This window comes from Paraburkholderia sp. PGU19, from assembly GCF_013426915.1.
In the GTDB taxonomy this organism is placed as follows: domain Bacteria; phylum Pseudomonadota; class Gammaproteobacteria; order Burkholderiales; family Burkholderiaceae; genus Paraburkholderia.
The window spans coordinates 143065-156135 of record NZ_AP023183.1 but is presented as its reverse complement, the minus strand read 5'-3'; the positions used below and the strand labels follow the sequence as shown (position 1 = coordinate 156135).

Genomic DNA, 13071 nt, shown 5'->3' with positions numbered 1-13071 from the left:
TTAGAAATCCTTCACGAGACGCAGCGAGTCGTAGATCGCGCCGTGGACGTTATGCATCGAGATGCAATCGCCGACACGGAACAGCAGGAAGCGGCCGTTGCCCAGTTCTTCCGACAGGCACGGCTGCGGCTCTGCCGCGAACAGCGTATGCGGGTCGATCTGGCCGCGGTTCACCGATTCCGGCTTGAGCTTCCAGTACAGGTCGTCGTTCGGCGACGAACCGTTCTCGATCACCACCTGGTCGACCGCACGCTCTTCCAATTCTTCCGTGTATTCGTTGCGCAGCACGGCGATCTTCTTGCCGTCCTCTTCATACACGCGATCGAGTATGTAGTTCGGCGTCGGGATCACGCCGAGCGCATACAGGCGGCGATAGAAGATCGGGAACGTCGTGCCGCCGCAATCGTCGGCCACCTTCACGTCGGGTGTGACGACCTCGACCTTCGAGCCGCGGCTCGCTATGAAGTCGGCCACGCCGGCGCCCGCATGGGTGCTCACACCGTCGAACAGCAGCACGTTCTGCTTCGGCTCAACCTTGCCGGTCAGGATGTCCCACGAGCTGACGGCCAGCCCTTCGGCCACGCCCCAGGCAGGCACCTGCCAGGTGAAGCTCGAACCGCCGGTCGCGAGCACGACAATGTCCGGCTTCTCGGCCATGATCATCTTCTCGTCGGCGGCGACGCCGAGGCGGCGGTCGACGCCAAGGCGCTTGGTTTCCATGTCGAACCAGCGGATGATCCCCGACATCTGTTCGCGCTGCGGCGCCTTCGCGGCGATCATCACCTGGCCGCCCACTTCCGTGTTCTTCTCGAACAGCACTACGTCGTGGCCGCGCAACTTCGCGACGCGTGCGGCCTCTAGGCCTGCGGGACCCGCGCCGACCACCACCACCTTGCGCTTGGGGCCGCGCGACTTCTCGATGATGTGCGGCATCGTCGATTCGCGCGACGTTGCCGCGTTCTGGATACACAGCACGTCGAGGCCGTTGTACTGGCGGTCGATGCAGTAGTTCGCGCCGACGCACTGCTTGATTTCGTCTTCGCGGCCGTCGCGGATCTTGATCACCATGTGCGGATCGGCGATCTGCGCGCGCGTCATCCCGACCAGGTCGATCATGCCGTTCGCGAGCAGGCGCTCGGCCTGGCCCGCATCGCGGATGCTTTGCGCATGCATCACCGGGATCTTCACCACCGACTTGATGCCGGCCGCGAGGTGTACGAACGGCTCCGGCGGCAGCGCCATCGGCGGCATGCAGTTGGCGATCGTGTTGTGCGTATCGCCACCCGAGCCGACCACGCTCAGGTAGTCGATCAGGCCCGTCTCCGACATCGCCTGCGCGATTTCCTTCAACGCCTCGTGATCGAGCCCGTCCTCGTGGAATTCGTCGCCGCACATCCGCAGGCCGACACAGAAGTCCTTGCCGACCGCTTCACGCACGGCCGTCAGCACCTCGATGCCGAAGCGCAGCCGGTTCTCGAGGCTACCACCCCATTCGTCGGTGCGATGGTTCGATCGCTTGCTCCAGAACTGGTCGATCAGGTGCTGGTGCGCGGCGGAGATCTCGATGCCGTCCATGCCGGCCCCCTTCACGCGCTTCGCGGCTGCCGCGAAGTCGGCGATGATGCGGCGGATTTCCTCGATCTCGATGATCTTCGCGTTGCCGCGGTGCACCGGCTCGCGCACGCCCGACGGCGACATCAGGTGCGGCCAGTGCTCGCCGTGGAACGACGAGCGGCGGCCCATGTGCGTCGCCTGGATCATGATCTTCGCGCCATGCTTGTGCATCGTGTCGGCAAGGCGCGTAAGCGGGTCGATGATCTTGTCGGTCGACAGGTTCACCGACTTCCACCAGCCTTGCGGGCTGTCGATCGACACGGGGCTCGAGCCGCCGCAGATTGCCAAACCGACACCGCCCTTAGCCTTCTCTTCGTAGTAGCGGATGTAGCGGTCGCCCGGCAGGCCGCCCGGCTCGGCATACACCTCCGCATGGGCCGTGCTGACGATCCGGTTGCGCAGCGTCAGCTGATTCAGCTGCATGGGTTTGAACAAGTTGGGATAACGCATCGCAGGCGACCTCTGGCGTTCGAATGTCTCGTGTTGCGGGTGTTGTTGTGCGGCTGTGTCGTTACGTCAGCGGCGTCAGTGCGCGATCGGCGACACTTGGAAGACGCAGTGATCGTGGTTCTCGGCCGCACACTGCACTTCCTTCGATTGGGCACGCGGCGCGCCCTTGCCTTCCGGCGTCGTGTCGTTGACCCAGTCCATCGCGCCGGCGAACCAGCCCGCGAACATGTAGCAGAGCTTGCCTTCCTTGCCAGGCTGCTGGAGCACGAACGATGAGTGGCGCAGTTCGATCTTCGCGCGCGCGCTGGCCGGATCGGCCTCGATGATTGAGAACAATCCCCAGCCGCGTTGCGACAGGCGCTTCAGGTAGTGCTCGAACACGGCCATGCCGGTCAGCCCGTGCTGTTTCGCTTCCTTGTCGCACCAGTGGTATGCAGACTTGTAGCCGGCCTTGTAGAGGATTTCGGCATACGCGTCGACGCCAAGCGCTTCTTCGACGGCAACGTGGTTGTTCGTAAAGAAGTGGCGCGGCACGTATAGCATCGGTAGCGCGTCGGTGGTCCAGACGCCAGTATCGGGATCGACGTTGATCGGCAGTTGCGGTTGCATCGTGGTGACTCCGTGAGGAAAATTGGCCGCGCGGCTTAGGCGCAGGCGCGAAATCGTCCGCGTGCCCGCGCGGCTTGCGCGGGCACGTCCCGATTTTTCTAGTGTTGAATCGCGGGTAGCGGTTCGACGCGGCGGGCGCTTACGCGCCCCACACGTCCTTGAACACGCGCACCCAGTTCTCGCCCATGATCTTGCGGATGCGAGACTCCTTCCAGCCGTGGCGCTCCATCGCCGCGGTCAGATTCGGAAATTCGCCGATCGTGCGGATGCCGTCCGGGTTGATCACCTTGCCGAAGTTCGTGAGCTGGCGATAGCGGCCCTTGTCATGCGTCAGCATGTCGAAGAATTCCTTCGCGAAATCCTGCGTGAAGTCCGTGCCGATGCCGACCGAGTCTTCGCCGATCAGGTTCACGACGTAGTCGATCGCCTCGATGTAGTCGTCGATGTTCGCCTCGATTCCACGCTTCAGGAACGGCGCGAACATCGTCACGCCAACGAAGCCGCCAGCGTCGGCGATCTCCCTCAGCTGCGCGTCGCTCTTGTTGCGCGGATGTTCCTTCAGGCCCGACGGCAGGCAATGCGAGTAGCACACCGGCTTCTTCGAGAACGCGATCGCTTCCGACGACGTGTTGCCGCCCACATGCGACAGGTCGACCATGATGCCGACGCGGTTCATCTCGGTGATCACTTCGCGGCCGAAGTCCGACAGGCCGCCGTCGCGCTCGTAGCAGCCGGTGCCGACCAGGTTTTGCGTGTTGTAGCAAAGCTGCACGACACGGACGCCCATGTCGGCGAACGCCTCGATGTAGCCGAGGTTGTCCTCAAACGCATGCGCGTTCTGGAAGCCGAGAATGATCCCCGTCTTGCCTTCCTTCTTCGCGCGGAAGATGTCGTCGGTTGTGCGCACCAGCGTCAGCAGCTCGCCGTTGTCGCGGATCTTCTTCTTCATCACGCCGATGTTGTCGACGGTCTTGGTGAAGTTTTCCCACACCGATACCGTGCAGTTCGCGGCCGTGATGCCGCCTTTGCGCATGTCCTCGAACACCGGCTTCTCGAACTTCGAGATGTTCAGTCCGTCGATGATGATGCTGTCCTGATGCAGCGTGCTCATATCTGCCTCTCGCTCCAGTCTCTGCTTTTTGTGGGGTTGTCGATCAATAAATCGGGAAGCGCTCGCAGAGCGCGAAAATCTCGCGGCGCACGCGCTGTTCGGTTGCGTGGTCGCCTTCCGGGTTCGCGCGCAGCGCGTCGAACACTTCGAGAATCAGGCGGCCGATCTCGCGGAACTCCGCGACGCCGAAGCCGCGCGTCGTGCCCGCCGGCGTGCCGAGGCGGATGCCCGACGTGACGGTCGGTTTCTCGGTGTCGAACGGAATGCCGTTCTTGTTGCAGGTGATGCCCGCGCGTTCCAGCGCCTGCTCGACCGGTGCGCCCTTGAGGCCCTTCGGGCGCAGGTCGACCAGCAGCAGGTGGTTGTCGGTACCGCCAGTGACGAGGTCCACGCCGCCTGCCTTCAGCACCTCGCCGAGCGCCTGCGCGTTCGCGAGTACGTTGTCGATGTAAGTCTTGAAGTCCGCGTGCAACACTTCGCCGAACGCGACGGCCTTGCCGGCTATCACGTGCATCAGCGGGCCGCCCTGCAGGCCGGGGAACACGGCCGAGTTGATCTTCTTCGCGATCTCTTCGTCGTTGGTCAGCACGAAGCCGCCACGCGGGCCGCGCAGCGTCTTGTGCGTGGTGGACGTGACGACGTGCGCGTGCTCGACCGGGTTCGCATGGCGGCCGGCGGCGATCACGCCCGCGATGTGCGCCATGTCGACCATCAGCTTCGCGCCGACACTGTCGGCAATCGCGCGGAAACGTGCGAAGTCCAACTCGCGCGGATAGGCCGAGAAGCCGGCGATGATCATCGAAGGCTTGTGCTCATGCGCGAGCTTCTCTATCTGGTCGTAGTCGATGCGCATCGTCTCGCGGTTCACGCCGTACTGCACGGCGTTGAACCACTTGCCCGACAGCGCGGGCTTGGCGCCGTGCGTCAGGTGGCCGCCCGCATCGAGCGACATGCCGAGAATCGTATCGCCCGGCTTGGCGAGTGCGAGCATCACCGAGCCGTTCGCCTGCGCGCCCGAGTGCGGCTGCACGTTCGCGTAGCCGGCGTTGAAGATCTGCTTCACGCGCTCGATCGCCAGCGCCTCGACCTCGTCCGCGAATTCGCAGCCGCCGTAGTAACGCTTGCCCGGATAGCCCTCCGCATACTTGTTGGTCAGCACCGAGCCCTGTGCCTCCAGCACCGCGCGCGACACGATGTTTTCCGACGCGATCAGCTCGACCTGCGACTGCTGGCGCTCAAGCTCCTTCAGGATGGCGTTTTGAACCGACCCGTCGCGTTGGGCCAGGGGCTGCGAAAAGAAAGACTGGGTATTCGACATAGTGCGTCCGTGACAGAGAAAGTGGGCGAGGTGCAACGCGAAGGACCCGCTGGATCGAGCATTCGATGCATTGCCAAAGTAGAACTGCCTACGGCGATATTCTTGTCGTTCACGATTTCGGTCGACGTCTGAATTTAGACGCGTTCTTTACGTTTTCCGCCATTCACGTCCATTTTTCACAAGTATCCGACTTGACACCCTTCACGCAGAAGCGGCTTTGTCGGCCTGCTTTACCATTTCCAAATTTGCGACGAGTTAGGGTATTTCCCAACCTTTCCTCTTTTCATACGGTCCGAAGGCGCAGGGCCACGCAGCCTAGGTCAGATCCGTCACACACATGAACCCGGAATAAGATGCACATCCCCATCCCATGGGCCACCGCGTGGCTCTCGTGATTGGTTACTCGTCAGGGAGTTCTTTGGCTGGCGGCAGTTTCGCAACCGCCGGGAAGTGGCCGGCTGCCTGGGCCTTACGCCCACGCCCTACGCGAGTGGCACCATCGAGGTAGAACTCGATATCGGCAAGGCAGGTGACCGGCGATGCCGCTGGCTGATGGTGGAGCTCGCCTGGAGCTGGCTGCGACTGCAACCCGACAGCCGGCTCAGTCACTGGTTCAACCAACGCTATGCCGGCACTAGCAGGCGGCTGCGGCGTATCGGTATCGGGTCAACGCGCCCGGAACACCCTCGGGCTGCGCACTGCGGGTGGCCGTTTATCTAGATGGCGCGCGTCGGTAACAGGGTGGCGCCAGCGCTTCGCGCATGCGGCATAAGGTGACCGGCCTGGCAGGCCGGCACGGAAAGAAGGTCGACCCGGCATTGGCCGGTCAACAGACCCCCTGACCTGAATAACATTTACATGCCGGGCTGCAAAAAGGAGTTTATGCCATCAAGCCCCGCTACCTGTGTTTCAACGGCTCTCACGGCCCAGCCTGCGCCTGGTCATGGAAGGTGACCGCGCAGGCCGGCCGTAGAGACCGGACAAGGAGAATTACTTTGCATATCGTAATTTTATCCTGAACCGGTCTTGACTTTCAGTTTCCCATAGAAGAAGGGTGTTAGGCACTTTGAAGTACTGGCACCGCGTGGACGAGCATGCGCATGGCGAACACTACAAAATGAAGCCCGGCAAGGGTTTCTGGTAGCCGCTCATAGTCGCGTGCGAGGCGGCGGAAGCCCCGGGTCGGTATGGCACGCGTCACGCAGATCGCCGAGCGTCGAGCATGTGCGGGACACGACCGCCCAGCAGCGCATTCCGCTCATTGCGCGGCTCGGTTCCGCAAACAAATCATTGTTCGAAGTAATCTCCCTGATGGAAAGCAACAACTCGTGATGAACTGGTACGCCTTGCAAAGATGTCGCAGCGGCAGTTGCAGAGACTATTTCACGAGCACCTCGGGATAACACCGACCCACTACAACCTGACCGTGCGACTGCGCCGCGCACGTCAATTGCTCTTGCAAACCGACATGTCGATCATGAGCATCACCACGGCGTGTGGGTTCCAGTCCGCATGCCATTTCAGCAAGAGCTACCGCGACGCGTCGGGCGTCGCGCCGACTCTCGAGCGTCGCAAACAGTTGCACCGCTTGCGGCACACGCTTGAGCCGCTGTTCCAACGCAAAAACGTCGACCATCATGCCGCACTGTTACTGTCGCTAACGTCCCTCCCGATATCCGATTCACGACGTCGGTGGCAATATGCCCCGCCACTCCAATTAAAACGGGTGGGACCGTCTCCGGTGCCGCCCGCTTCATACCCGCGGTTCGTGCGTCAGGCAGCCGTGCTGCGCGGCCTTGTCCTTTGCGCCAGGATCGTCCGTCACGTACAGGCCCGGGATGCCAATCGCGCCAGCGAACGCGTGATTTCTTCTCTAAGATGTATAGAAAACAGGGTTCACCGACGTGACGTCGAAAGCGGCTATGTTGACGTAGTGATTTGGTCGTCAAGCGCCTACGGCGTTGGCTTCGCAACACAAGGGATCGCATGCTCTTGATCCACGAGCACGACGCGCAGAAAAGAATGCGGACGACGTTGGGTTGACGATATGAGCCTCGTCGCCCGCACTCAGTCACACAAGACGGCTAGTATCCCCAACCGACCTCGGTCACTCCGATGCGTCGACGCACGCAAATCCATCGCATGACACGCCGCGTGACATATGCGAATTGTGCGATTGAAATGTTGCTGACATCCCTGGACGCAAATGTTTCATGTCCATCACTCGCACGGCGCGAATGAATAGACTTATATGAGGTTATGAATCTGCCGGCGTGGCAGGACCTTTCTAGTGCGAGAAACCGGAGGCTGTTTCGCAAAGGCTTTTTCCCTTGGTTTCGGGGGCGAGCCATTGAGACACGCCTGCACCAACAGCAGCAACGCCAGCAGCAATCAAAATTGTCATCGACGGACCAAGATTGGTCACGGACCAAGGCATCAAGAATGTACCGAGACCGGCCCCAATCCGACTGAAGGCAGCAGCAAAGCCCGTCCCAACGCCCCGAATCTCGGTTGGGAATACCTCGCTTGGATAGATGCAGGTCAGCGTGCCACAGCCCGCGTTGAAGAACGAGAATGCGAGAAACAGGCCGAGCACTGCAACCCCTGGCGCCCCCGTCCACAGACCGAGAACAGCCAGGATCACGGTGATGATCCACTGGGGCGGTACCGTCAGTACACGGCGGCCGGCCTTGTCGATCAGCAGAACCGTGGCGACGCTTCCTGCCAAAGCAACTGCGGACAATCCGACTCCGCCGGCGAGTCCACCACCGAGACCGAATTTCTGCAGCACGCTGTCGGCGAATGTGGCGATCGCAAAGTACGGCGTTACGACACAGAAAAAGAAAATAGACACAAACAGCGTGGCTCGCCAGTATTCCCGGGAGAACAGCATCTTGAAGCTACCATCCGAATGGGCAACTTCCTGCTCAATGTCGGAGGCACTTTCCATATACCGACGCGCGACGGAACGAGCCTGATCCGTCCGACCCTTGCTCCACAACCAGCGGGGGGATTCGGGCATGCCGAGCCGGCCGAGGAACAAGGCTGCCGCGATAAAGGTGCTGGTACCGAGGATGTTCCTCCAGCCGAGGCTGGTATGTCGATCCAGCAGATAGCCCACGATGAAGGCGAACATAAAACCGGCGTACCACGCGATGAGCGTAAGGCCCATGAGCCGTCCACGCATACGTGCTGGAGAGAATTCCGACAGCAACGGCCAGCCGACCGAATACTCTGTCCCGATCGCGATGCCCATCAACAGCCGCACTATGAACAGTTGCAACGGAGGTGATGCGAGCAAGGAATCCGTAGAACCGACGAAGAACTGCATGGCCGAAGCGATCACAAACAGCGCCATGTCGATCATGAACAACGGCTTTCGGCCAAACTTGTCGCCAGCCCAGCCGCCCAATGGCGAACCGACGAGAATTCCAAACAATGCGCCCGCGGCGATCAAGCCTTCCCAGAACGGCGATATGCCAAGCTCGGTGGTCATCTTGGCAGACACTGGGCCAACGATTCCGAGGATATAGCCGTCCAGAAACGTACCTCCAGTAAGAACAATAATCATTCTTAGCATGAAGGTTCGTTTGAACGCTGATGATGTCTCTCGCTCAATCCCTATACGGGAAACAGCAACTTCCTTCTGCGCCAAGTTCATGTGTCTCTCCTTTTTGCGGTACTTATCATGGGGCTGGTTTACCGCACCAGCCCGCTCAGTAGGTCGTCTCCACCGTACCGCTTGGTTGAAAGCTGCACAAAGCCGCTACCTCGAGCTACCCCAAAGGCCAGTTGGATCGCGTTGATGGCTGTCAGTCGCGCTCCGATCGCTCACAGTAAAATGGGGATATATGCTTTCGCAACGGCGAGAGGTCGCCGAGGGCGAGCTTTGTTTGGGCCAATCTGTTCGGTCAACTCGATCGTGCCAATGAACGGATGCTCGGACCTTGACCGATCTCCCATTCATCGTCATTGCCACGCTCAAATGAAGCTCTTTCATGTCCCAGGATCCTTCACATGTCACGCCGAGGTCCTGATGAGCTCAGTTAGAGCAGTGCAGTGTATTGATCCATCCAAATCTGGGCGTTAACTCATGCGTCCAGAATTCGGACGTAAACGACACCGACAAGTAGAAGATCGGGGTTACCCCTGTAGTTGAGGGCACATGTCGGTCCGAGCATAGCGGTGGGTGAGCCAAGATCAGGAAGATGGTTAATCCAGTGCTTTCCCCGCCAAAGAAGCGACAGATGCGCTGGACGGACGAAGGCACGCACTGCATGGCACAAATCAAGGTTGCGGTTTTGAACGGGGAATTTCCGCCCCGTCGTACCTCGACTTTGAAGACTGCCGACCGCGGTTACGGCAAATGCACGGGACCAACGGACACAACAAACCGGGCAGCCATGCAGTCAGCAATGAAATCCTGACGAATTTTTCCCCAACTTTTGCACGCTCTCGCCTACGAATGTTCAGAATCATGCGTGCTTCAAAATCATTTCTTCCGTTCTGCACTGGGCCGATAACCGTACTCCTGATGATAGGACTTGCCGAAGTGAGAGGTCGATTGAAAGCCACAGGCGGTCATGACGTCTTGAATCGTCATATTCGTCTGTAGCAACAGTTCACGTGCTCTCTTCAGGCGCAACTTCACATAGTGTCTGGCCATCGGTGTGCCGACTGTTTCGCGGAACAGGCGCTGCATCTGTCGATTGGACATCTTCGTGCGGCGCGCTAGTTCGCCGCCTGATAGCGGTTCATCGATATTGCTCTCCATCATCTCCAGTACGTCAAACACGATGCGATTTGCAGAACCGAGCCTCGCTACCAGAGGCATGGCCTGCAACGAAGTGGAGGTGCGGAGTTGCTCGACGATGAAATAGTCCGTGATATCGGCGATGAGACGTGCCCCGACGTGCGGCGCAATCAGCTCTAACATCATGTGCAATGGAGCAACCCCTCCGGCGCATGTCACACGATTTCGGTCGACTACAAAGAGCCGTTTCGAGGAATTTTCTTCTCTGAATGTTTCCTGGTGTGCGAAGAGCCGCTCCCAATGTATCGAACATTTGTACCCAGCTAGCAGACCGGCCTTCGCAAGAACATACGCGCCTGTGCAGATCCCTCCCAGCAAGACACCCGAGCGATCGAGGCGTCGCAGCAAAGCCAGGTGTTCACTCGTAGTAGTGTCCTGAACATCGTTACCACCACATGCAAAGATGATGTCAGTTCTCTCGACCTCGCTCGCCGGAATGGTTTCCAATTTAATTCCGTTGCTCGCTTCGATTCTCCCGCCGTTCACGCTAACCAGTCGCCAGGTGTAATGGTTGTTTTTACTGAGCTGGTTTGCCACCCTAAGGACTTCGATTGCGTTGGTAAACGTAATCATGTTGAAGTGTGGCATCAACAGGAAGGAAAAATGCAAGAGCGGCTTCATATCGCCCCGGTCATACTTGAGTGAAACATTGCGTTAGGGAAGAGCCTCGTGAAGCTGCGAGACCATCGGACTAGTCTCGCCTTTGCAAGCCATTGTAGCGTGTCAGGTCCAAGGCGCAGCCGCGCGACGAGAGAACGAAAGGCTTTCCTCTGCCTGGGCTTCGTCGTGATGGCTGCATGATCCGCGCTGCGTTCTCCGCAGAACTCTGCCGACTGCAAAACCCAACGAGCCAGGGGACCTTGATCGAAGGCGGAACGGACGAGCCATCCGATGCATTTGTGCCCGTACGTTTGCGGTCCATGCCGCCCGCATCCTGACGACCTCGGCCAGAATTCCTGGCTGAGGTCATTTTCGACGTTCTCACCGGTTTGGCTCGTCAGACTGGGGCAGTATTATCAGTCGCCGCTACTGGTCGTTACCGTGACCCACTTCCCGCCGCTCAACTTATAGAGCGTCGATGCAGGTTTTTTCAGGTCGCCGTGATTGTCGAAAGCAATCGTGCCAGTGATGCCAGTGAACTGCGCCTTCTGCAAGGCCGCGACGAGGGTCGCTGGCTTGGTCGACTTCGCCGACTTCATCGTTTCCATGGCAAGCATGGTAGCGTCGTAGGCAAACGGAGAATAGGTGAGGTTACCCGTACCAAACTTGCGCTTAAAATTATCTGCGAATTCGGCCCCGCGGGGTAACGCACTGAGTGGTCGACCGTACTCCCATGCCATGGCGCCCTCTGCGCTGTCGCCGGCAATCTGCGTGAAGACGGTGTCCGCAACAGCCCCGCCACCCAGAAACTGGGCATGCATGCCGAGCTGTTTCATGCGGCGAGCGATCAGGCCTGCCTGACCATCCAGCCCACCGAAAAACAGCAGATCGACATTGGCCGCCTTGATATTCGTCAACTGAGGGCCGAAGTCCACGGCCTGAGAGTGTGCAAAAGTTGGGGAGGGATTCGTTAGGATTTCAGAACTTACTGCATGACTGCTCGGTCTGTCGTGTCCATTGGCCCGGTGCATTTGCCGTAACCACTGTCGGCAGTCTTGAATGTCGAGATGCGACGGGGCGAGAATTCCCCGTTCAACACCGCAACCCTGACCTGTGCCATGCAATGTGCTCCTTCGTCTGTCCAGCGCATCTGTCGCTTCATGGCCATACGGCAGCTGACGACCTGGTTCACCGCGGACTCGGCGATACTGCTGCTGATCGGCAGGCCCTTGCGATGCCGGGCTCCGTAGCTGACCAACGTGCCCGCGTTCTTCTTCAGGTAACTGGAGACAGTGTTCAGATTCCACCACAACGTATTGAATTCGTATCCCTGTCTTGCCAGCAGCCGAATGTCCAGTGCCTTGATCCGCTCCAACGCCTTGCTGCCCTTTCCATGCCAGACCAGCCATTTGGCGTGGATGATCTCGGCTTCCACAGACTCCCGTTCCATCGAGTCGATCATCTTGCTGCCGAGTACGGAACGCTCCGCCGCCCTGAACTTCATCGCAATATGAGACCAGTCGAGGATCCGGCCGCGCGCCAGCTGACTGCCCTCAACGGTCTTCCCGAACTCACCGGCGTCGTCGCTGATTACAGTCACGCGTTCATCGCTAGCCACACCGTACCGGCTGAGGAACTGATCGAGTCGCGCTGCGGCCGAGGTCACTTCCTTGTGCACATAGGAATACAGCTTTGAGCAACTATCAGTGAACGTCACCCGTCCCGCGACGATATTCACGTGGCGGCCAGGGTCTCTCCCGGGGTCGCAATTGCGCAGCCACGCCGAGTCGACGCTCACTGCGGCGACATGACTGCACTCGCGAACCGTTTCGTCCGCAACAGACCGGGGCAGTTGCGCAATGTCACGCTCGATTTCAGCGTCGAGCTGCTTTCCAAGGTCAAGAATTCGATCCCGGATGCCACTCGACGAGATGCCGTTGTCCAGCGGTAGCACTTTCTTGAGCATATTCGTCGCCTGCCGGTAGGGCAAATGAGCTGCCCACTTCGCCTCAAGGTACTCCAGCTCAGGGGTGACGCGCGTGGCTAGCGCTTTCGACAAGGGGTGGACCACATGCTGCTTCGTCTGCGCAGTCCCTCGACACGCACATGACCACAGCCGCGGACTCTTCATGGTCACTTTGCCGTAGACGGTGCGCAGCACGGTCGAGCGGCTGTCTTTATGCCTCAAGGCCGCACCGCAGCTCTCACAATGAGCCTGGCCTGCGAGCCATCGCTGCACCTGTTTCGAAACAAGTTCGATCTGCACCTTCGCCAGCAGCGAACGCCCTTCCGCGAGAGACAAGCCCAATTCAGCAATACCGCAATCAGGGCGCTCAACGACGGCCAGAACTCCGTCGCCCTCCTCGACTGTGTCACTGTCTCCCTCGACCAACCTTGCTTCGATGATCAACCGCATGGCTAGCTCCCACCGTTGCGAGACTGGTAAGCCTACCTGAAGTGAAACCGGCGCCGCCACCGAACGGCCCTCGTGGGAGCCTCCCCAACTTCTGCACGCTCTCCATGAAATCTGGTCCGACCGGTGCGCGAGGCGGCTCG

The 13071-nt window shown here is 59.7% G+C and carries 9 protein-coding genes and 2 pseudogenes; 2 read left to right on the top strand and 9 right to left on the bottom strand.

The features are described from left to right. The 4 genes from H1204_RS47735 to H1204_RS47720 all read right to left on the bottom strand — a co-directional run bounded on the left by H1204_RS47735 (nucleotide 1) and on the right by H1204_RS47720 (nucleotide 5102). The gene (locus tag H1204_RS47735) at nucleotides 1–2064 is read right to left on the bottom strand and encodes an NADH:flavin oxidoreductase (protein ID WP_180736786.1); all 2064 of its coding nucleotides are present in this window, start codon (nucleotides 2062–2064) and stop codon (nucleotides 1–3) included. 75 nt (nucleotides 2065–2139) lie between these two features. Beyond that, nucleotides 2140–2673 (bottom strand): DUF5943 domain-containing protein, encoded by a 534-nt coding sequence (locus H1204_RS47730; RefSeq protein ID WP_180736785.1) that lies wholly within the window; start codon nucleotides 2671–2673, stop codon nucleotides 2140–2142. Nucleotides 2674–2812: 139 nt separating this feature from the next. Continuing rightward, nucleotides 2813–3784 carry a dipeptidase gene (locus tag H1204_RS47725; RefSeq protein ID WP_180736784.1) on the bottom strand — a complete coding sequence of 324 codons (972 nt, stop codon included), beginning with the start codon at nucleotides 3782–3784 and terminating at the stop codon, nucleotides 2813–2815. Between the two features lie 43 nt (nucleotides 3785–3827). Continuing rightward, nucleotides 3828–5102 (bottom strand): serine hydroxymethyltransferase, encoded by a 1275-nt coding sequence (locus H1204_RS47720; RefSeq protein ID WP_180736783.1) that lies wholly within the window; start codon nucleotides 5100–5102, stop codon nucleotides 3828–3830. Between the two features lie 225 nt (nucleotides 5103–5327). On the opposite strand from H1204_RS47720, the gene H1204_RS47715 reads away from it, so the two are divergent. Beyond that, entirely contained in the window at nucleotides 5328–5822 is a 495-nt protein-coding gene (locus H1204_RS47715) for a transposase (protein ID WP_346015827.1), read from the top strand. Between the two features lie 337 nt (nucleotides 5823–6159). Here the strand turns inward: H1204_RS47715 and H1204_RS47710 are convergent. Next, nucleotides 6160–6276 (bottom strand): annotated as a pseudogene (locus H1204_RS47710) (IS5/IS1182 family transposase); the annotation flags it as partial. Nucleotides 6277–6280: 4 nt separating this feature from the next. On the opposite strand from H1204_RS47710, the pseudogene H1204_RS47705 reads away from it, so the two are divergent. Beyond that, nucleotides 6281–6684, top strand: a pseudogene (locus H1204_RS47705) (helix-turn-helix domain-containing protein); the annotation flags it as partial. Between the two features lie 705 nt (nucleotides 6685–7389). Here H1204_RS47705 and H1204_RS47700 read toward each other — a convergent pair. From H1204_RS47700 to H1204_RS47685, 4 genes are all read right to left on the bottom strand, one after another. Continuing rightward, a complete protein-coding gene (locus H1204_RS47700) occupies nucleotides 7390–8763 on the bottom strand; it encodes an MFS transporter (protein ID WP_180736782.1) in 1374 nt (457 codons plus the stop codon). Between the two features lie 831 nt (nucleotides 8764–9594). Continuing rightward, a complete protein-coding gene (locus H1204_RS47695) occupies nucleotides 9595–10536 on the bottom strand; it encodes a GlxA family transcriptional regulator (protein WP_180736781.1) in 942 nt (313 codons plus the stop codon). Nucleotides 10537–10931: 395 nt separating this feature from the next. Then, nucleotides 10932–11546, bottom strand: coding sequence for a branched-chain amino acid ABC transporter substrate-binding protein (locus H1204_RS47690; protein ID WP_180736780.1), 615 nt, complete (start codon nucleotides 11544–11546; stop codon nucleotides 10932–10934). After that, complete coding sequence (locus H1204_RS47685) at nucleotides 11501–12931, bottom strand: ISKra4 family transposase (protein ID WP_180736779.1); 1431 nt, start codon at nucleotides 12929–12931, stop codon at nucleotides 11501–11503. The genes H1204_RS47690 and H1204_RS47685 overlap by 46 nt, the downstream gene beginning before the upstream one ends. Nucleotides 12932–13071 lie beyond the last annotated feature (140 nt).